The sequence below is a fragment of the Nocardioides sp. TF02-7 genome, assembly GCF_022437945.1.
GTDB lineage: Bacteria > Actinomycetota > Actinomycetes > Propionibacteriales > Nocardioidaceae > Nocardioides.
The window spans coordinates 1,431,820-1,452,321 of sequence record NZ_CP092535.1 but is presented as its reverse complement, the minus strand read 5'-3'; the positions used below and the strand labels follow the sequence as shown (position 1 = coordinate 1,452,321).

The 20,502-nt window shown below is 73.9% G+C and carries 15 protein-coding genes, 4 pseudogenes and 1 riboswitch; of the genes and pseudogenes, 17 read left to right on the top strand and 2 right to left on the bottom strand.

Annotated elements, in window-relative coordinates; all coding sequences use genetic code 11:
• Positions 1–21 precede the first annotated feature (21 nt).
• The 11 genes and pseudogenes from MF408_RS07355 to MF408_RS07310 all read left to right on the top strand — a co-directional run bounded on the left by MF408_RS07355 (position 22) and on the right by MF408_RS07310 (position 11,363).
• Complete coding sequence (locus MF408_RS07355; protein WP_240250848.1) at positions 22–336, top strand: hypothetical protein; 315 nt, start codon at positions 22–24, stop codon at positions 334–336.
• Positions 333–1,067 (top strand): annotated as a pseudogene (locus MF408_RS07350) (SDR family oxidoreductase); the annotation flags it as partial. The gene MF408_RS07355 and the pseudogene MF408_RS07350, both read left to right, overlap by 4 nt.
• A gap of 238 nt (positions 1,068–1,305) precedes the next feature.
• Positions 1,306–1,494, top strand: a pseudogene (locus tag MF408_RS25125) (MBL fold metallo-hydrolase); the annotation flags it as partial.
• Positions 1,495–1,573: 79 nt separating this feature from the next.
• Entirely contained in the window at positions 1,574–2,260 is a 687-nt protein-coding gene (locus MF408_RS07345) for an MBL fold metallo-hydrolase (RefSeq protein WP_275693372.1), read from the top strand.
• A gap of 263 nt (positions 2,261–2,523) precedes the next feature.
• Positions 2,524–2,636: riboswitch (TPP riboswitch) on the top strand.
• Entirely contained in the window at positions 2,627–3,685 is a 1,059-nt protein-coding gene (locus MF408_RS07340) for a thiamine ABC transporter substrate-binding protein (RefSeq protein ID WP_240250847.1), read from the top strand. Its footprint overlaps the riboswitch before it by 10 nt.
• Positions 3,661–5,370: an ABC transporter permease subunit gene (locus tag MF408_RS07335; protein ID WP_240250846.1), complete on the top strand. Its 1,710-nt coding sequence runs from the start codon at positions 3,661–3,663 to the stop codon at positions 5,368–5,370. Before MF408_RS07340 ends, MF408_RS07335 begins: the two co-directional genes overlap by 25 nt.
• Before the next feature lie 96 nt (positions 5,371–5,466).
• On the top strand, positions 5,467–6,408 hold the full coding sequence (locus tag MF408_RS07330; protein ID WP_240250845.1) for an ABC transporter ATP-binding protein: 942 nt from the start codon (positions 5,467–5,469) through the stop codon (positions 6,406–6,408).
• A gap of 35 nt (positions 6,409–6,443) precedes the next feature.
• A complete protein-coding gene (locus MF408_RS07325) occupies positions 6,444–6,830 on the top strand; it encodes a hypothetical protein (protein WP_240250844.1) in 387 nt (128 codons plus the stop codon).
• Positions 6,827–7,639, top strand: coding sequence for a phosphatase PAP2 family protein (locus MF408_RS07320; protein ID WP_240250843.1), 813 nt, complete (start codon positions 6,827–6,829; stop codon positions 7,637–7,639). Before MF408_RS07325 ends, MF408_RS07320 begins: the two co-directional genes overlap by 4 nt.
• A gap of 1,414 nt (positions 7,640–9,053) precedes the next feature.
• The gene (locus MF408_RS07315) at positions 9,054–9,284 is read left to right on the top strand and encodes an NlpC/P60 family protein (RefSeq protein WP_275693449.1); all 231 of its coding nucleotides are present in this window, start codon (positions 9,054–9,056) and stop codon (positions 9,282–9,284) included.
• A gap of 36 nt (positions 9,285–9,320) precedes the next feature.
• A complete protein-coding gene (locus tag MF408_RS07310; protein ID WP_240250842.1) occupies positions 9,321–11,363 on the top strand; it encodes an acyl-CoA dehydrogenase in 2,043 nt (680 codons plus the stop codon).
• Positions 11,364–11,700: 337 nt separating this feature from the next.
• Here MF408_RS07310 and MF408_RS07305 read toward each other — a convergent pair.
• Positions 11,701–12,190, bottom strand: a pseudogene (locus tag MF408_RS07305) (inorganic diphosphatase).
• 101 nt (positions 12,191–12,291) lie between these two features.
• Between MF408_RS07305 and dacB the strand changes: the two are divergent.
• The 6 genes and pseudogenes from dacB (at position 12,292) to folE (ending at position 19,455) form a co-directional block, all read left to right on the top strand.
• A complete protein-coding gene (dacB, locus tag MF408_RS07300; protein ID WP_240250841.1) occupies positions 12,292–13,767 on the top strand; it encodes a D-alanyl-D-alanine carboxypeptidase/D-alanyl-D-alanine-endopeptidase in 1,476 nt (491 codons plus the stop codon).
• Positions 13,768–13,985: 218 nt separating this feature from the next.
• Positions 13,986–15,035, top strand: a complete 1,050-nt coding sequence (locus MF408_RS07295; protein ID WP_240250840.1) for a zinc-dependent metalloprotease — start codon at positions 13,986–13,988, stop codon at positions 15,033–15,035.
• A 5-nt stretch (positions 15,036–15,040) separates the two neighbouring features.
• On the top strand, positions 15,041–16,018 hold the full coding sequence (gene tilS, locus MF408_RS07290; RefSeq protein WP_240250839.1) for a tRNA lysidine(34) synthetase TilS: 978 nt from the start codon (positions 15,041–15,043) through the stop codon (positions 16,016–16,018).
• Between the two features lie 11 nt (positions 16,019–16,029).
• Positions 16,030–16,582: pseudogene (gene hpt / locus MF408_RS07285) on the top strand (hypoxanthine phosphoribosyltransferase).
• 145 nt (positions 16,583–16,727) lie between these two features.
• Positions 16,728–18,821 carry an ATP-dependent zinc metalloprotease FtsH gene (gene ftsH, locus MF408_RS07280; protein WP_240250838.1) on the top strand — a complete coding sequence of 698 codons (2,094 nt, stop codon included), beginning with the start codon at positions 16,728–16,730 and terminating at the stop codon, positions 18,819–18,821.
• A gap of 7 nt (positions 18,822–18,828) precedes the next feature.
• The gene (gene folE, locus MF408_RS07275) at positions 18,829–19,455 is read left to right on the top strand and encodes a GTP cyclohydrolase I FolE (protein WP_240250837.1); all 627 of its coding nucleotides are present in this window, start codon (positions 18,829–18,831) and stop codon (positions 19,453–19,455) included.
• Positions 19,456–19,510: 55 nt separating this feature from the next.
• Here the strand turns inward: folE and MF408_RS07270 are convergent, their stop codons facing one another.
• The gene (locus MF408_RS07270) at positions 19,511–20,002 is read right to left on the bottom strand and encodes a hypothetical protein (RefSeq protein WP_240250836.1); all 492 of its coding nucleotides are present in this window, start codon (positions 20,000–20,002) and stop codon (positions 19,511–19,513) included.
• Positions 20,003–20,502: the final 500 nt, after the last annotated feature.

The following is a 20,502-nucleotide window of genomic DNA, read 5'->3' as shown; positions in this document are numbered from 1 at the left end:
CGATGGGCTCGGTGCGGTTCCGTGTCGTCGGCACCGTCGACGGCGAGCCGCGGATCACCCTCGAGCACGTCACGCGCACCGATCCGTCCTCCGACCCCGACTGGCCCCCGACCGACCGAGGGCGACGGCTGCTACCGGGTCGAGGTCACCGGCGAGCCGCACCTCCGCCTCGAGCTCACCCACCACGGGGAGCGCGGCGACCACAACGTGTCCGGGATGATCGTCACCGCCCAACGGCTCGTCAACGCCGTGCCCGCGGTCGTCGCGGCCCGCCCCGGCCTGGTCACGCCGCTCGACCTGCCGTTGGTCACCGGCCGCGGGCTGGTGCGCCGATGAGCACGCCCACGATCCTCGACCGGTTCCGACTCGACGACCACGTCGCGGTCGTCACCGGCGCCGGCCGCGGCATCGGCGCCGCGACCGCGGTGGCGCTCGCGGAGGCGGGAGCCGACGTCGTCCTCTCCGCCCGCACCGAGGCGCAGCTCCACGACGTCGCCGGGCGGGTCCGCGACGCCGGGCGGCGGGCGCTCGTCGTGACGGCCGACCTGGCCCACACCGACGCGGTCGCCGGCCTGGCGCGGACGGCGTACGACGAGCTCGGGCGCCTCGACGTCGTCGTCAACAACGTCGGCGGCACCGTCCCCAACGCCTTCCTCGACACCGACGTCGCCTATCTCGAGGAGGCGTTCCACTTCAACGTCAGCACCGCTCACGCCCTCACGCGGGCTGCGGTGCCGCTGATGCTCGCCTCGCTCGGCGAGCCCGAGGAGCGGCGGCAGAAGTCGGTCGTCACCATCAGCTCGATGATGGGCCGCGCCGCCGGGCGTGGGTACCTCGCCTACGGCACCGCCAAGGCTGCCCTCGCGCACTGGACGCGGCTCGCCGCCACCGACCTGGCTCCGCGGGTCCGGGTCAACGGCGTCCACGTCGGGTCGGTGATGACCAGCGCTCTCGAGTTCGTCGCCTCGGTGCCCGAGACCCGGGCGGCGATGGAGCAGGCGACGCCGCTCGGCCGGATCGGGGAGGCGGAGGACGTCGCCGCGGCCGTGGTCTACCTGTCCTCGCGGGCGGGGCAGTACCTCACCGGCAAGCTGCTCGAGGTCGACGGTGGCCTCCAAGCCCCCCAACCTCGACCTCGGGTTACCCGACCTCGGGCCGGCTGCCGCCGGTTCGTAGGGTTGGCCGGATGGAACGGGGGAGTCAGCACCGGCGCGGCGGTCTCACCCGACTCCGGGGTGCACTGGGCCCAGGAGGGCGCCTGGGGAGGTCGCACCCGGCATCCACCGGATCCCGCTGCCGCTGCCGATGGACGGCCTGCGGGCGATCAACGTCTACGTCGTCGACGGGTCCGACGGGCTGACCCTGGTCGACGGCGGCTGGGCGATCCCGGTCGCGCGCGAGCTGCTCGACAAGTGCCTGCGCGACGTGGGACGCGGGTTCGGCGACATCCGGCGGTTCCTGGTCACCCACGTCCACCGCGACCACTACACGATGGCCCGGGTGCTGGGCACCGAGCTCGGCGTCGAGGTGACGCTCGGCGCGGACGAGCGGCCGGCGCTCGACCTCCTGCTGAGTGCGGACAAGCTCCCGGGCAACCCGTTCGTCGACGTGCTCGCGAGCGCGGGGGGCGCAGGAGATCGGCGAGAAGTGGGCGGCCGGCGACCCCGGGGAGCTGCCCGATCCCGCGATGTGGGCGCTGCCCGACACCTGGCTCGACGGCGACGTCGCGCTCGAGGTCGGGGGCCGCACCCTCGACGCCGTCCACACTCCGGGCCACACCCCCGGCCACTACGTCTTCGCCGACCCTGCCGACGAGCTGCTGTTCGCGGGCGACCACGTGCTGCCCACGATCACACCGTCGATCGGGTTCACGGTGCCGCCGGCCGAGCAGCCGCTCGGACAGTTCCTCGGCTCCCTGGCCAAGGTGCGTGCGTTGCCGGACCTGCGGATCCTCCCCGCCCACGGGCCGGTGGCCCCGTCGAGCCACGCCCGCGTCGACGAGCTGCTCACCCACCACGAGCACCGGCTCGACCTCGCGTTGGCGTCGCTGCGCAGCCGCGGCACGGCCACCGCGCACGACGTCGCCCATGACCTGGGCTGGACCCGCCACGAGACGCCGTACGACGACCTCGACGTGTTCGCGCAGGGCATGGCCTCGATGGAGACCAAGGCCCACCTCGACCTGCTGGTCGCGCGCGGCCTCGCCACGGCGGCGTACTCCCCCGACGGGGTCGGCTACGCTGCGGCGCCGGCCCGCTGACCGAATCGCCCGCCGATCCGGGTGCCGGCGGGGACGTGACGGGCAAAACCTCCACTTGTCCGGCATTGCTTTGCCCGACATGTTGAGGTTTCCCCCGGCCGGCCGGGGAAACCTCACGTGCCGGCGCCCACCACGACCCCCGACTCGACGCACCACGACCCCCGACTCGACGCACCACGACACCCGACTCGACCCACCACGACCCCCCGACTCAACGCGCGGACCCGCGGCGGGCGCCGGCCGGGCGTCGTACTACGCTGACGACGTCAGGACAGGGGAGCACGACACCGAGCGTGCTGAGAGTGCGGGACCGAGCCGCAGACCCTCCGAACCTGATCCGGTTAGCACCGGCGAAGGGAGTCAGCGTTGAAGCGCATCCTTGCCGCCACGGCGGCCGTGGCCCTGACGACGGGCTGCTCCGTCATGACCGGTGACGAGCAGTCCGCGTCCGACTCCGCACCCGGCGGCGGCAACGCCGAGTGCGGGGAGGTCGTGCTCGTCACCCACGACTCGTTCACCCTGCCGAAGAAGGTGGTCCGGGCCTTCGAGCGTGACTCGGGGTGCACGCTGGTGCACAGCCCGGCGGGCGACGGTGGCGAGCTCACGAGCAAGCTCACCGTCACCAAGGGCGACCCGATCGGCGACGTGGCGTTCGGTGTCGACAACACGTTCGCCGCGGCCGCGCTCGAGGCCGGCGTCTTCGCGCCGTACGAGGCCGACCTGCCCGAGGGCGCGGAGCGCTACCTGCTGCCCGGCGACGACGACCGGGTCCTCACGCCGGTCGACAACGCCGGCGTGTGCGTCAACGTCGACACCGCCTGGTTCGCCGGGCGCGACCTCGAGCCGCCGACGTCCCTCGACGACCTCACCGACCCCGCCTACGAGGGGCTGTTCGTCACGCCCGGCGCGACGACCAGCACCCCGGGGATGGCCTTCCTGCTCGCGACGATCGGCGAGCACGGCGAGGACTGGCCGGACTACTGGGAGGACCTGCTGGCCAACGACGCGAAGGTCGTGAAGGGCTGGGAGGACGCCTACTACGTCGACTTCACCTACTCCGGTGGCGACCGGCCGATCGTGCTGTCCTACGACACCTCGCCGGCCTACACCGTCGAGGGAGGCGAGTCGTCGACCGCCGCCCTCCTCGACACCTGCTTCCAGCAGGTCGAGTACGCCGGGGTGCTGGAGGGCGCCGCCAACCCGGCCGGCGCCGAGCGGGTCGTCGACTTCCTGCTGTCGCCGGAGGTGCAGGCCGCGCTGCCGACCAGCATGTACGTCTTCCCCGTCGACGACACGGTCGAGCTGCCCGCCGACTGGGCGCGGTTCGCCGCGCGGCCGGAGGACCCGATCGAGGTCGCGCCGGAGGAGATCGCCGACAACCGCCGCGACTGGCTGTCGCGGTGGACCGACCTCACCTCCGGGTGACCGGCGGCGGCAGCGCCGGGACGGGGCGCCTGCTCGGGCTGCTCGGGCTCGCGGCGGTGCCGACCGCGGTGCTCGGCCTGTTCTTCCTGCTGCCGGTCGCCGGCATGCTCGAGCGCGGGCTGTGGCCCGAGGGCTCGTTCGAGCCGGGCGCGGTGCTCGAGGTGCTGGGCACCGACCGGACGCGCCGCGTCGTCTGGTTCACGGTGTGGACCAGCTCGGTGGCGACCGCGGCGTCGGTGCTGCTGGGCCTGCCGGCGGCGTACGTCCTCCACCGGCTGCGGTTCCCGCTGCGGGGGGCGGTGCGGGCCGCGCTGCTGGTGCCGTTCGTGCTGCCGACGGTCGTCGTGGGCATCGCGGTGCGCGAGCTGGTGGCCGACTCCGGGCCGCTCGGGTTCCTCGGCCTCGACGGGACGCCGGTGGCGATCCTGATCGGGCTGGTGTTCTTCAACGTCGCGGTCGTGATCCGCACCGTCGGCGCGGCGTGGGAGGGCTTGGACCGCCGACCCGCGGAAGCCGCGGCCGCGCTCGGGGCGGCTCCGTGGCAGGTGCTGGTCACGGTGACGCTCCCCGCCCTGCGGCCGGCGATCGTGTCCGCGGCGTCGGTGGTGTTCCTCTTCTGTGCGACCGGGTTCGGCGTGGTGCTCACCCTGGGCGGTGTGCGCTACGCGTCGGTGGAGACCGAGATCTACCTGCTCACCACCGGCGCGATCACCGGCTCCGTCGAGCTCGGCGCGGCAGCGGCGCTGTCGATCGTCCAGCTGGTCGCGGTGGTCGCGCTGCTCGGCGTCGCGGCCCGGCTGCGCGCCGTCCCGGACCCGACGGTACGGCGCTCGGTGGCGGCCCCGACCCGGCCGCGGCGCCGCGACCTGCCGGCACTGTTCGTCACCGGCGGGGTGCTGGCGGCGGTCGCGCTGCCGATCGCGACCCTCGTCGTCGGCTCGTTGCGCCGCGACGGCGCGTGGACGCTGGTGCACTACCGCGCCCTGACCGGCGTCGGCGCGGACGCCGGCGGCAACGGGGGCGGGCTGCTGCGGGCCCCGGTCACCGAGGCGCTCGGCAACTCGCTGCGGATCGCCGTCGACGCGACCTGGATGTCGCTGTTGCTGGGGCTGCTCGTCGCGGTCGTCGTCACCTCCCGCTCCCGCAGCGCGGCCGAGCGGCGGGTGCGCAGTGCCTTCGACGGGCTCTTCATGCTGCCGCTCGGCGTGTCCGCGGTGACCCTCGGCTTCGGGTTCCTGATCACGCTCGACGAGCCGCCGCTCGACCTGCGGTCGAGCCCGTTGCTCGTGCCGGTCGCGCAGGCCCTGGTGGCCCTGCCGCTGGTGGTCCGGGTGCTCGTCCCGGTGCTGCAGGGCATCGACGACCGGCAGCGGCAGGCGGCCGCCTCGCTCGGCGCGGGGCCGCTGCGGTCGCTGCTCACCGTCGACGTGCCGGTGCTGTGGCGCCCGCTGCTGGTGGCGGCGGGGTTCGCGTTCGCGGTCTCGCTCGGCGAGTTCGGCGCCACGTCGTTCATCGTCCGCGCCGACGTGCCGACGCTGCCCGTCGTGATCTACCGGCTGATCGGGAGTCCCGGCCAGCTCAACTACGGCACGGCGCTGGCCGCGTCGGTCGTCCTCGCCGCGGTGACGGCGCTCGTGGTGCTGCTCGTCGAGCGGCTGCGGGTGCCGGGAGCAGGAACCTTCTGATGACCCTCGAGCTCGACCACGTCACCGTCACCTTCGGCCGCCACGTCGCGGTCGACGACGTCGACCTCACCCCTGGCCGACGGCCACGTGCTCGCCGTGCTGGGCCCTTCCGGCAGCGGGAAGTCCTCGCTGCTCCGGGCCGTCGCCGGCCTGGAACCGGTGCACGGCGGCACCGTCCGCTGGGACGGCGCCGACCTCACCGGCGTGCCGACGCACCGGCGCGGGTTCGCGCTGATGTTCCAGGACGGACAGCTCTTCGACCACCTCACGGTCGCGCGCAACGTGGGCTACCCGCTGCGGCTGCGCCGCCACGACCGGTCCGCGGTGCGCCGCGAGGTCGACGACCTGCTCGACCTGGTCGGCCTGGGCGGCTTCGCCGACCGCCTCCCCCGCACCCTCTCCGGCGGGGAGCGGCAGCGGGTCGCGCTGGCCCGGTCACTGGCGGCCAAGCCCCGCCTGCTGCTCCTCGACGAGCCGCTGTCGGCGCTCGACGCCGGGCTCCGGGTGCGGCTCGCCGCCGACCTGCGCCGGATCCTCCGCGAGTCCGGCACCACCGCGCTGCTCGTCACCCACGACCAGGAGGAGGCGTTCGCGGTCGCCGACCGGCTCGCGGTGATGAGGGACGGTCGGGTCGTCCAGGAGGGCACCACCGAGGAGGTGTGGGCCCGACCGGCCGACGCCGCCACCGCGCTGTTCCTCGGCTACGCGCGGGTCCTGGAGGGCGCGGCGGCGCGCGCGGTCCTCGCCGCCGCCGGCCGGCCGCCTGCGGAGGCGGTCGCCGTACGTCGCAGCGCGCTCGCCGCCCGCGAGGCGGGCCGGCCGGGCAGGACGGACCGGACGGGGCAGCCGGGCGAGGCCGGGGCGGCCGGGCTCGCCGGGACCGTCCGTTCCGTGCGCGCGACTCCCGACGAGGTGCGCCTCGTCGTCGACGTCGACGGTGTGGGCGAGGCCGACGCCGTCGGCGCTCCGGGATGGCTGCCGGCCGTCGGCGACCGGGTCGCCCTGCGCGTCGACCCGGCGCGGCTCGCCGTCCTGTGACGGGCGCTCCCGCCGCTGCCTCTAGGATTCCGCAGGTGTATCGCCGCGCCTACACCCTCCTCATCGGCACTGCCGTGGTCATGTGGGCGACGTCGTACGCCGTGGCGCTCGCCTACGACCGCCCGTTCGTCGAGCCGGAGGGCAAGCTGCTCGGGCCGTCCCTGAGCTGGCTGCTCGACCTGGTGGGCGCGCTGCCGTCGGACACCACGCTGCTGAGCCTGATCCTGCTCGTCGACCTGGGCTTCCGGGCGCTGTCGATCCTCGCGGCCGCGCTGCTGGTCGACCTGGTCGTGCGTGCGGGCTGGATCCTGCTGCGGGGCGCGTTCCTGCGCGCGCGGGGCCGGGCCGAGGAGAGCCCCGGGGCGTTCCCGCCCGCTGGTGAGGGGACCGGTGGGAGACGCACTGGACGCGGGAGCGGATGACCCTCGTCGTGCTCGGCACCGTGTGCTTCTACACGACCTACGTCTGCTACCGGAACCTGAAGTCCAACCTGCCGTTCGTCCGCCCCGACCCCGACCGGGCGGACGGCGAGGTCAAGGCGCTGTCCTACGACCGCGAGCTGCACGTCATGGACCGGATCCTGTTCTTCGGCAACGACCCGTCCGACGTGCTGCACGCCGTGTTCGGCACGACGCTCAGTGCCCACGTGCTGTCGCAGGTCTACCTGACCTACCTGCCGCTGGTGATCCTGCTGGTCACGGTCTGGCTGGTGTGGTCGCGAAACATCTCCTACGGCTACTGGTTCGTCAACTCCCAGGTCGTGGCCTGGTCGCTCGGCACGCTCTCCTACTACCTGCTGCCGACCCTCGGGCCGGGGATCGAGTACCCCTCGGAGTACGAGGACCTCACGCACACGCCGACGACGGACCTGATGGAGTCCATCACCCTGGGCCGGTCGGAGGTGCTCTACGACCCGTCGGTGCAGGACGCGCTCAACTCCGTCGCCGGCTTCGCCAGCCTGCACGTGACGATCACGCTGCTGTGGGCGCTGATGGTGCAGCACACCGTCCGCTCCCGGATCCTGCACTGGGTGTTCTGGGTCAACTTCGCGCTCACCGTGATCGCGACCCTCTACTTCGGCTGGCACTACGTCGCCGACGACATCGCCGGCATCACGATCGCCGTCGTGTCCTTCTACATCGGCGGGATCACGAGCGGCCAGAAGTTCGAGCGGGGCTTCCGGTCCCACCCCACGACCACCACGTCGAAGGTGCCCGTCGACGCTGAGTGAGGTTCGGGCGCTGGGGGCGCTGGGTTCTGGGCGCTGGGGGCGCTGGGGCGACGTGAGGTTTCCCCCGGTCGACCGGGGAAACCTCAACTTGTCGGGCAAAGCAATGCCGGACAAGTGGAGGTTTTGCCCGTCATGTCCCCGTCAGGGGCTCCGCGGCGCCTGTCTCCCTCCAACGCTGCCAAGAACTACACCGGTGTAGTTCGCAAGCCGACACGCCGACGACTCCTGAGATTCTTGAGATTTTTGTTTCCTTTGTGACGAATGAGCACTAGCGTGCTGCGAGTTGCCCACGGGAAGTCCGGGCAGCGCCCTGACGTCCGACCGGAGGAGACCCCGTGCGCCGCCCCCGTCATCGGGACCGCCCTGCTCGCCCTCGTGCTGGTGACCTCACCCGCGACCGCCGATCCGTCCGACCCGGTGCCGAGCCGTGACGACGTACGCCAGGCGCAGGAGCGCGCCGACCGGGCCGCCGACGACGTCGCGTCGTTGCAGGCCCTGATCGACGCGGCCAACGCCGACCTGGAGGCGGCGGCCGTGGCCGCGCAGCAGGCGGCGGAGGCCTACAACGGCGCCCGCTGGCGGTTGCAGGAGGCGCGGGCGGCGGAGCGGGAGGCCGAGCTGGCCGCCCGGCGGGCGGTGCGGGTGCTGGCAGAGGCCAAGCAGGACTTCCGCGACGCGGTGCTCACCTCGTTCGTCGCCCAGCCGGAGCTCGACGCCCTCGGGGCGATGCTGCAGGCCGACGGCCTGCCCGAGCTGCTCGACCGGTCGGTGACGGCGGAGGTCACGCAGGGCCGGTTCGAGCGGCGGCGGAGGGCCTACGAGGCCGCGGTCGCCGACGCCGAGGCGGCCGAGGAGCAGGCCGCGGAGGCGACCTCCGCTGCGGAGGACGCGGCCACCGAGGCGCGCGCCGCGCAGGCGGACGCCGAGTCCGCGGTGGCAGCAGCGGCAGCGGCCGCCGAGAGCGTGGCGGCCGAGAAGGCCCGGTTGCTACGGCGGCTGGCGCGGCTGGAGGGCGTCAGCGTCGACCTGGCGGAGCGCCGGCAGGCCGGGCTGGAGCAGCGCCGCCAGGAGCAGGCGGCGCTCGAGGCCCAGCTGGCCCAGGAGCAGGCCCAGGAAGAGGCGGAGCAGCGGGCGCAGGAAGAGGCCCAGGAAGAGGCCCAGGAAGAGGCGGAGCAGCGCAACCAGCAGGACCAGGACACCGCAGACGACCCGGCGCCCACCCAGCCCACCCAGCCGACCCAGCCCGCGCCCACCGCGCCGTCGGCGCCGCCCGCCGACGGCCGCGGCGCCGCAGCGGCGATCGCGTTCGCCCGGGCCCAGCTCGGCGAGCCCTACCGGTGGGCGGCGGCCGGCCCCGCCGCCTGGGACTGCTCCGGACTGACGATGGGGGGCGTGGGCGGCCGGCGGGAAGTCGCTGCCGCACTACTCGGTCGCGCAGTACGAGCAGTCGACGCCGATCTCCGCGGGCGACCTCCGCCCCGGCGACCTGGTGTTCTGGGGCTCCTCCAGCAGCCCCGGATCGATCTACCACGTCGCGCTCTACACCGGGGACGGCCGGATCATCCACGCCCCGCGCACCGGCCGGCCGGTGACGGAGGAGTCCATGTACTACTGGATCCCGCCGACCCACTACGCGCGCCCGTAGCCCGGCCCGCGCCGCCGGGCATGGGCGGGGCACGGAGTGGATACCTTGCACGCATGTCCGCCGACACCCACGAGACCCACGCCACCCCCCGACGCCAGCCCCGACGACCTCGCCGCGGCGCCCGGACCGACGGCCGCCGCGACCCCGGCCGTCGACGTACCGGCGCTCGCGGCGCTGCTCGACGGGAGGTACGCCGACGTCCGGCGGCTGGTGCGCGAGGGCCTCGTCGAGCACGCCGGTGTGCTCGAGGAGGCCGAGACGCTGCCTTACCCGGAGTATCGGGAGCGGGTGAAGGACATCGTCGTCGGGCTGGCCTCGACCGGCCAGACCGGCATGGGGTTCCCCGAGGAGTACGGCGGCGGCGCGGACCTCGGCGCGTCGATCGCGGCGTTCGAGACGCTCGGGTTCGGCGACCTGTCGGTGCTGGTGAAGGTCGGCGTCCAGTTCGGGCTGTTCGGCGGCGCGATCCTCCAGCTCGGCACGCGGCGGCACCACGATGCCTACCTGGAGCGGCTGGTGCGCGGCGAGCTGCTCGGCTGCTTCGCGATGACCGAGACCGGGCACGGCAGCAATGTGCAGGCGCTGGGCACGACCGCGACGTACGACCCGGAGACGCAGGAGTTCGTGGTCGACACCGGCAGCCCGGAGGCCACCAAGGACTACATCGGCAACGCCGCACGGCACGCCGAGCTCGCCGTCGTGTTCGCCCAGCTGGTGGTCTCCGGTGAGCAGCACGGCGTGCACGCGTTCGTCGTACCGCTCCGCGAGGGCGGCCGCGTGCTGCCCGGGATCACGATCGAGGACGACGGCCTCAAGATGGGTCTCAACGGCGTCGACAACGGGCGGATCCGCTTCGACGGCGTGCGGGTGCCGCGGACCGCGCTGCTCAACGAGTTCGCCGACGTCACCGAGGACGGCCGCTACGTCAGTGAGATCGAGAACCCCAACCGCCGGTTCTTCACGATGCTCGGGACGCTGGTGCAGGGCCGGGTCTGCGTGGGTGCCGCCGGACTCAGCGCGGCCAAGGTGGCGCTGACGATCGCGGTGGAGTACGGCCTGCGGCGGCGGCAGTTCGACGCCGGCCGCGGTGAGGAGGCCGGCACCGAGGAGCTGCTGCTCGACTACGGCCTGCACCAGCGGCGGCTGCTGCCGCTGCTCGCCGAGACCTACGCGCTGCACTTCGCGCAGGAGGTGCTGACCGAGCAGCTGCACGACGTGTTCTCCGGCGTCACCACCGACGAGGCGTCCCGCCGCCGGCTCGAGTCGCGGGCGGCCGGCACCAAGGCGCTGGCGACTTGGCACGCGACGCGGACCATCCAGGAGTGCCGTGAGGCCTGCGGGGGCGCGGGCTACCTGTCGGTCAACCGGTTCGCCGCCCTCAAGGCCGACACCGACGTCTTCACGACGTTTGAGGGCGACAACCACGTGCTGCTGCAGCTGGTCGCGAAGGGGCTGCTCACCGACTACGCCAGCGACTTCGAGGACCTCGACCAGCTGGGCATGGTGCGGTTCGTCGCCGGCATGGCGGTGGAGACGGTGCTGGAGCGGACCGCGGCCCACAAGCTGCTCGAGCGGATCCGCGACGTCCTCGGCGGCGACGACTGGGACCAGGACGCGGGCCTGTTCGACCCGGAGTACCACCTCGCGATGTTCCGGTTCCGCGAGGAGCACACGCTCGGCGGCGTGGCCCGACGGCTCAAGCGCGGCGTCGACGACGGGCTCGCCCCCGGCGAGGTGTTCTCACGGGTGCAGGACCACGTGATCTCCGCGGCGCGCGCCCACGTCGACCGGCTGGTGCTGGAGGCGTTCGTCGACAAGGTGGCGTCGCTGCCGGAGGGCGACCTGCGCGACGCGCTCAACGTCCTGTGCGACCTCTACGCGCTGTCGACCATCGAGGCCGACCGGGCGTGGTTCATGGAGCACGGTCGGCTCAGCAGCCAGCGGTCGAAGGCGATCTCCCGCGAGGTGGGCGAGCTCTGCCGCCGGGTCCGGCCGGTGGCCGGCGAGCTGGTGCGCGCCTTCGGCGTGCCGCGCGAGGTCCTCCGCGCCCCGGGGCTGCTGTCCTGGGGCGACGACTGAGGCAGCGGCCTGGGTGGTTCAGGCCGGCAGCGTGTCGTACGGCGGCGCAGCCGCCACGGCGCGAAGCCCCCGGGCGCTGCGGTTCAGCAGCTCCGGAGGAGCACCGGGCCCGGGCGGCGAGCGCCGTCTACGACACGCTCGGCCGAGGCGGCCGGGGTGCCGTGTGGCCGCCGGGTCGCCTGGCGCCGGGGGAGATCTCGACTGCGGGCCGGCAGCGTGTCGTACGGCGGCGCAGCCGCCACGGCGCGAAGCCCCCCGGGCGCTGCGGTTCAGCAGCTCCGGAGGAGCACCGGGCCCGGGCGGCGAGCGCCGTCTACGACACGCTCGGCCAGACCAACTAGTGCGTCTTGGCGCGCTCGAAGGAGGCGGCGATCTCCTCCTCCCGCCTCGGTGCGGCCGACCCAGTCGGCGCCCTCGACGGACTTGCCGGGCTCGAGGTCCTTGTAGACCTCGAAGAAGTGCTGGATCTCCAGGCGGTCGAAGTTCGCCAGGTGGTTGATGTCGCGCAGGTGCTCCATGCGCGGGTCGTTCGACGGGACGCAGAGGACCTTGTCGTCGCCGCCGGCCTCGTCGGTCATCCGGAACATGCCGATCGCGCGGCACTTGATGAGGCAGCCGGGGAACGTCGGCTCCTGGAGGAGCACGAGCGCGTCGAGCGGGTCGCCGTCGAGGCCGAGGGTGTTCTCGATGTAGCCGTAGTCGGCCGGGTACATCGTCGAGGTGAAGAGGAAGCGGTCGAGGCGCATCCGGCCCGTCTCGTGGTCGACCTCGTACTTGTTGCGGCTGCCCTTCGGGATCTCCACGAGGACGTCGAACTCGAGCACCATTTTTCCTCCGCTCCGCAGCCCCGAAGGACCGGCCGGTTGCCACTGCCTCGCACATACTCGCGCACAATGTGCCCGAACGCGCAGTCGAGACGGGGGTGGTCGTGGCTCAACGTGACGCAGAGCACGTTCGCCGCTCCGGCGTCCGCTGGCTCGCCGCGCTGCTGGCGTTGGTGGTGGTCGCAGGGGTGATGGGTTGGCGGCTCGGCTGGCTGGACCGGCTCCTCGAGGAGGACGACGACGCGCCGGTCGACCCCGCCGCCGTCGCACCGCCGCCGGAGGTCGACGTACCTCCGATCCGGCGGCCTCGGCCGGTCGCGCCGCCCGCCGACGAGGACGGGCCGCTCGACGCCGCGGCGGTGGAGGCGGCGCTCGCCGGTCACCTCGCCGACCGCGACCTCGGGCGGAACGTGCTCGCGGCGGTCGGCCCGCTCGACGGACGCGGGGTCGCCTACCAGTGGTCGAAGTCGGGGGCGCGGCTGGCGATCCCCGCCTCCACGACCAAGATCGTGACGTCCGCGGCCGCGCTCTTCCTGCTCGGCGCCGACCACGAGTTCGAGACGACGACCGTGCTCGAGCCGGGCGGCGCCACCCCGCGGCTGGTGCTGGTGGGTGGCGGCGACCCGTTCCTGCTGAGCAGCCAGGACGCCCAGTGGGGGACGTCGACGCCGGCGACCGTCTCCCCGGCCAAGGCGGACGTCGCCACGCTCGCCCGGCGGACCGCACGCGCGCTCCGCGCCGACGGCGTACGCCGGGTGCGGATCGGCTTCGACGACAGCCTGTTCTCCGGGCCGGCCGAGAACCCGATGTGGCGCGCCGACTACGTGCCCGACGGGGTGGTGTCGCCGATCAGCGCCCTGTGGGTCGACGAGGGCCGGTCGCCGACCGGCTGGGGCCGGGTCTCCGATCCGGCGCTGACCGCGGCGCAGGCGTTCGCCCGCGCGCTCGCCGCGGCCGGCGTCCGCGTCGTCGGCGAGCCGCGCCGCACCGTCGCCGACCCGGGCGCGAGCGACCTGGCCGCCGTCAGCTCCGCACCGCTCGCGCAGGTGGTCCAGCGGCTGCTCGAGGTGAGCGACAACGAGGCGACGGAGGTGCTGCTGCGGCACGCCGGCCTCGCCGACCAGGGCGACGGCTCGTTCGTCGGGGGCCAGCGCGCCGTACGCCGGGTGCTCGCGGCGCAGGGCATCCAGATGCGGGGCAGCGTGCTCCACGACGGCAGCGGCCTCTCCCGGCACAACCGGATGACGCCGCAGCTGCTCCTCGACGTGATCCGCTGGGCGGCCGACGACGCGCACCCCGACCTGCGGCCCGTGCTCACCGGCCTCCCCGTCGCCGGCTACACCGGCTCCCTGGCCGGCCGGATGGACCGGGGGCCCGCCGCGGGCCCCGGCCGGGTGCGAGCCAAGACCGGCACCCTCACCGGCGTCACGTCCCTCGCCGGCATCGCCGTCGACCTCGACGGCGACCTGATGGTCTTCGCGCTGCTCGCCGACAAGGTCCGCAAGGACAAGGACGCCCTCGCCCGCATCGCCATGGACAACGCCGCCTCCGCGCTCGGGGCGTGCCGCTGCGGGCGGTGACGGCGGGGACGGCGGGGGTCGGTGCCGGATCCCACCCGTCCCGGTGGGCGCAGATTCATCAAGGTATGCAGCCGGACCTGCGCTCCCCCACGGTGGGTACGCCGTGGGAGGCGCCAGCTCGCCGACATACCGTGATGAATCTGCGGCGACTGCGGCACCGGCGACGACGCCGGCCGCGCCACCCACCCAGCGCCCACCCACCGCCTAGGCTGCACCGCATGACCGGCACCGCTCCGCCCAGCGAACCGCAGATGGTCGACTGGCAGTTCGCCGTGTCGGTCGGGGCGCGGCTGGCGGGCGAGGGGCCGGTCGTGACCCGGGCCGAGGCCGACGACGCGGTCGCCGAGCTGCGGGCCGGTGCGGCGCGGAGCACGGGCCTGGTCCGGGACTACACCGGGCTCGACGCGGTCGACGGCACCGCGCCGGTGCTCGTGGTCGACCGGCCGGGCTGGATCCAGGCCAACGCGGAGGGGTTCGCGGTCGCGACCCGGCCGATGATGAGCAAGCTGACCGAGAAGCGGCACCCGAGCGGCGTCGCCCAGCGGATCGGCTCGAAGGTGACGGGTGCGGAGGTCGGCGGGCTGCTGGGGTTCCTGGCCGGGAAGGTGCTCGGCCAGTTCGACCCGTTCTTCGAGCCGTCGGGGCGGCTGCTCCTCGTCGCGCCCAACATCGTCCACGTCGAGCGCGAGCTCTCCGTCGACCGCGCCGACTTCCGGCTCTGGGTCTGCCTGCACGAGGAGACCCACCGCGTGCAGTTCACGGCCGTGCCGTGGATGCGCGACCACCTGTTCTCCGAGATCGAGGCGATCAGCGCCACCCTCGAGCCGGCGTCGCTGCTCGACGGCGGGCTCGACCGCATCGTCGACGCGCTGAAGGCCGGCCGCAGCGGCGGCAGCGTGATCGACATGTTCAGCACGCCCGAGCAGCGCGAGATCCTCGACCGGGTGACCGGCATGATGTCGCTGCTCGAGGGACACGCCGACGTCGTCATGGACGGCGTCGGGCCGCAGGTCATCCCGTCGGTGCGCGAGATCCGCGCCAAGTTCACCAAGCGCCGGCAGGGCGTCGGGACCCTCGACCGGGTCCTGCGCCGGCTGCTCGGCCTCGAGGCCAAGATGGCGCAGTACCGCGACGGCGCCCGGTTCGTCCGTGACGTCGTCGACCGGGTCGGCATGGCCGAGTTCAACGCGGTCTGGGCCGAGCCGGCGCACCTGCCGTCCAAGGACGAGCTCACCGATCCCGACGGCTGGATCCGCCGGGTGCTCTGAGGCCCGTGACGCTGCCGCCCGCCGTCGCCGCGGTCCGGCTCGGCGTACGCCGCACGCTCGCGGCGGTCGAGCCGGGCAGCACGGTCGTCGTGGCCTGCTCCGGCGGCGCCGACTCGCTGGCCCTGGCGTCGGCCACCGTCGTCGAGGGGCGCCGGCTCGGGCTGCGGGTGGTCGGCGCGACCGTCGACCACGGGCTGCAGGCCGGGTCGGCGGAGCAGGCCGCCCGGGTCGTCGAGCAGCTCCGCGCCATGGGTGTCGACGAGACGGTGACCGCGCGGGTCCGGGTCGAGGGCGCGGGGCTCGGCCCGGAGGCCGCCGCCCGGCGGGCGAGGTACGACGTGCTCGAGCAGGTGCGCGAGCACTTCGGGGCGGCGCTGGTGCTGCTCGGCCACACCCGCGACGACCAGGCCGAGACGGTGCTGCTCGGGCTGACCCGCGGCTCCGGCGGCCGGGCCCTAGCGGGCATGCGCCGGTCGTTCGACCACTACGCCCGGCCGCTGCTCGACGTCTCCCGGACCGAGACCGCCGCCGCCTGCGCGGCCGAGGGCCTCGAGCCGTGGGACGACCCCCACAACAGCGACCCCGGCTACACCCGGGTGCGGGTGCGCACCGCCGTGCTGCCGGTGCTCGAGGAGCAGCTCGGGCCCGGCGTCGCGGAGGCGCTCGCCCGCACCGCCGACCAGCTGCGGGCCGACGTCGAGCACCTCGACGACGAGGCCGAGGTGGCCTACCGCCGGCTGAGGACCGGCGACGCCCGCCTCCCGGTGGCCGGCCTCGCGGAGCTGCCGGCCGCCGTCCGCACCCGGGTCCTGCGGCTCGCCGCGCTCGCCGCCGGGGCGCCCGACGGCGAGCTGTTCCACCAGCACGTCACCGCCGTCGACGCGCTGGTGACCGGCTGGCGCGGACAGCGGTGGATCGACCTCCCCGGCCACCTCCGCGCCCGCCGCGAGGACGGCGTCCTCCTGTTCGAGAGCGTCGAGTAGTGTGCGTCGCCATGGACGCGTCCCACGTCGAGGCCGACCTGGTCGAGGTGCTCTTCACCGAGAAGCAGATCCAGGACCGGCTGGGTGAGCTCGCCCGCGAGATCGGGCGCGACTACGACGGCAAGGACCTCGTGATCGTCGGCGTCCTGCGCGGCGCGGTGATGGTGATGGCCGACCTCGCCCGCGCCCTCGACCGGCACGTCGAGATGGACTGGATGGCGGTCTCGTCCTACGGCTCGGGCACCAAGTCGTCCGGCGTGGTGCGGATCCTCAAGGACCTCGACAGCGACATCTCGGGGGCGGCACGTGCTGATCGTCGACGAGATCATCGACACCGGGCTGACCCTGTCGTGGCTGACCTCCAACCTCGGCTCCCGGGGTCCGGCCAGCGTCGAGATCTGCACCCTGCTGCGCAAGCCGGAGGCGCTGCAGATGCCGGTGGAGGTCAAGTACGTCGGCTGGGACATCCCCAACGAGTTCGTGGTCGGCTACGGGCTCGACTACCGCGAGCGCTACCGCAACCTGCGCGACATCGGCACCCTCGCCCCGCACGTCTACTCCTGACCGCGTCCCGGGCGGCGTCGATCGGACGCGGCCCTACCAGCGGCCTGCGACAATGGCGCGTGTGGCGGCGTGTAGCGTCGTCGGATCACTGCCGGGGGCGTGTCCGCTGCGGAGGCGGTCGCGTCCTGCGGCCCGGTAGGAACGGATGAAGTCTGTGAAGCGCGTGTTCAGGGGTCCCTGGCTGTGGATCGTGGTGGCCGTCGTGGCCGTCCTGCTCGCTCTGGAGTTCCTCGCGCCCGGAGGCGGGCACGACGAGGTCTCGACCTCCCAGATGCGGGAGTACATCGAGCGGGGCGAGGTCGAGGAGATCACCTTCATCGACGGTGACCAGACCATCGAGGCCACCCTCGACGAGGGCACCCGCGACGCCGGCGACGAGGTGATGTCGCACTACATCCAGGGCCAGCAGGAGCCGCTGCTCCAGGCGGTCGACGAGCAGGTCGACGCCGGCGAGATCGAGAAGTCGAACTCCGAGAACCCGCAGCCGAGCCTGCTGGGATCGATCCTCGCCACGCTGCTGCCGTTCGCGCTGATCATCCTGCTGTTCATCTTCCTCATGAACAACGTGCAGGGCGGCGGCCGCGGCGTCATGCAGTTCGGCAAGTCCAAGGCGAAGATGATCACCAAGGACATGCCGAAGACCACCTTCTCCGACGTCGCCGGCTGCGACGAGGCGATCGAGGAGCTCGGCGAGATCAAGGAGTTCCTCTCCGAGCCGGCGAAGTTCCAGGCCGTCGGCGCCAAGATCCCCAAGGGCGTGCTGCTCTACGGCCCCCCGGGCACCGGCAAGACGCTGCTCGCGCGCGCCGTCGCCGGCGAGGCCGGCGTGCCGTTCTACTCCATCTCCGGCTCCGACTTCGTCGAGATGTTCGTCGGCGTCGGCGCCTCCCGGGTGCGCGACCTCTTCGAGCAGGCCAAGGAGAACGCGCCCGCGATCGTGTTCATCGACGAGATCGACGCCGTCGGTCGCCACCGCGGCGCCGGGATGGGCGGCGGTCACGACGAGCGCGAGCAGACCCTCAACCAGCTGCTGGTCGAGATGGACGGCTTCGACGTGCGCGGCGGCGTGATCCTGATCGCCGCGACCAACCGGCCCGACGTGCTCGACCCGGCGCTGCTCCGGCCCGGCCGCTTCGACCGGCAGATCCAGGTCGACGCCCCCGACCTCGCCGGCCGCAAGCGGATCCTCGAGGTCCACGCCCGGGGCAAGCCGCTGGCCGAGGACGTCGACCTGATGAACGTCGCCCGGCGGACGCCGGGCTTCAGCGGCGCCGACCTCGCCAACGTGCTCAACGAGGCGGCGCTGCTCACCGCCCGCAACAACGCGAAGGTGATCGTGGCGACCGCCCTCGACGAGGCGATCGACCGCGTGATCGCCGGTCCGCAGCGCCGGACCCGGTTGATGACGGAGAAGGAGAAGCTGATCACCGCCTACCACGAGGGCGGCCACGCCCTCGTCGCGGCGGCGCTCCCCGGCACCGACCCGGTGCACAAGATCACGATCCTGCCCCGCGGGCGCGCCCTCGGCTACACGATGGTGCTGCCCGACGAGGACAAGTACAGCCAGACCCGCAGCGAGATGCTCGACAAGCTGGCCTACATGCTCGGTGGCCGGGCGGCGGAGGAGATGGTCTTCCACGACCCCACCACCGGCGCCGGCAACGACATCGAGAAGGCCACGAACCTCGCCCGCGCGATGGTCACCCAGTACGGCATGACCGAGCGGCTCGGCGCGATCAAGCTGGGCGAGTCGAACTCCGAGCCGTTCCTCGGCCGCGACCTCGGGCACTCCCGCAACTACTCCGAGGACGTCGCCGCGGCGGTCGACGAGGAGACCAAGAAGCTGCTGGCCCAGGCCCACCAGGAGGCGTTCGACATCCTCGAGGAGAACCGGGACGTCCTCGACGCGCTGGTGCTCGCGCTCCTCGACCGGGAGACGCTCGACAAGGCCGAGGTGGCGGAGATCTTCGAGGCCCTGCGCAAGCAGCCGGAGCGGCCGGCGTGGACCGGGTCGCCCACGCGGGTGCCGTCGACGATCCCGCCGGTGGAGGTGCCCGAGGAGATCCGCCAGCGTGCGGCGGCCAACGGCAACGCCAACGGCACCGGCGTGGCCGTGCCCGACGACGACGAGGGCGGCGCGGTGCTGACGCCGCCGGGCCCCGGCGGCGACGTGCACGGCGGTCCGCAGGTCTCGCCGCCGTCCGACCCCAACCCGCCGGCTCCGCCGAGCGGCCCCTGAGGCCCGCGTGTCCGACCCGATCCACCTCGAGGACCGCGACCCCGCGGAGGTCCCGCCGTTCGACCAGGCGCGCGCGGAGGCGGCCGTGCGCGAGCTGCTCGCCGCCATCGGCGAGGACCCCGACCGCGAGGGCCTGCGCGACACCCCCGCCCGGGTCGCCCGGGCGTACGCCGAGCTGACGGCCGGGCTGCGGATGCGGCCCGAGGACGTGCTCACCACCACCTTCGACCTCGGGCACGACGAGATGGTGCTGGTGCGCGACATCGAGCTGTGGTCGATGTGCGAGCACCACCTGGTGCCGTTCACCGGGGTCGCCCACGTCGGCTACATCCCGGCCGAGACCGGGAAGATCACCGGCCTGTCCAAGCTGGCACGGCTGGTCGACCTCTACGCCCGCCGCCCGCAGGTGCAGGAGCGGCTGACCACCCAGGTCGCGGACGCCCTGATGCGGATCCTCGAGGCCCGCGGCGTGATCGTGGTGATCGAGGCCGAGCACCTGTGCATGACGATGCGCGGCGTCCGGAAGGCCGGCGCCCGCACCATCACCTCGGCCGTGCGGGGCACGATGCTGCACAGCGCCGCGACCCGCTCCGAGGCGATGGCGCTCATCCACAGCCCGCGGCTCCACCGCTAGCGCGCCCGACCCGAGGCGCAGCCGAGCCGCCGGGATATGTCGCCCGACGCCGCACCTAGCCGGCCCCGAACCGGCGGTCGACCCAGGCGCACGACAGCACGTGCGGCGCCGGGTCGGCCACCACCGCGACCGCACGTCCGCCGCGCCCGGCGGCGTCGGTCACGCCGATCCGGTCGCGGCCCACGAGCAGCACCCGCCGGCCGTCGGGGCTCAGGCAGGCGTTGGTCCAGCCCCGCGGCAGCGGGACCGGCCGTCGGCCGGGCGTCCACAGCGCGGGCGGCGTCCGGCCCCAGCCGTGCAGCACCACCGGCTGCCGGTAGCGTCCGGCGCCGGGCTCGGGCGCGAGCCGACGCCGGGCGAGCGGCCGCTCCGGCCGCGGCGGGCCCACGCGCGGAGGCCGGCCGTCGAGCCCGAGCGTGGACCACGTCGTGGGCCGCCCGGGGCGGACGAGGAGCAGCGTGCCGGGACCGAGCCAGCGCGCGGTCGTGTAGGCGGCGGTGGGCTCGGTGACCTCCTCCCACCGGTCGGCGTCGCGCCGCCGGAGCACGACCCGGTCGGCCGACCCGTCGGGCGTCGGCCGGTAGGCGATGACGTCGCCGCGGTGGTTGATGTCGGGCGACGACCCGAGGGAGGGCCGGAGCGGGGTGAGCCGGCCGTCGCGACCCAGGAGCGCGACGTGGTCGACCAGGCTCGACGCCTCGGCGACGACCAGCCCGGCGCGGCTCGCCGAGAACGACGAGACCCCCGAACGGGCCCGGCACGTCGGTGACCTGGTCGACCTCGCCGGCGGCCGGGTCGACGCGGAAGATTTCGTAGTGCCGCCCGCCGGTGCCGGCGAGGAGGTAGACGAAGCCGCGGGCGCCGAGCCCGCTCCAGTCGCCGCTCCAGTCGCCGGCCCCGCTGGGATCCGTCTCCGTGTCCCCGCGCGGGTCCGGGTCGCCCGCCGGGGCCGACGTACGCGGCGATGCGGCGGAGGACCGGTCACCCGGATCCTCCGGCTCGTCCGGGCCGTCCGAGCAGGCCGCGGCCGCCGCCAGGACGACGACG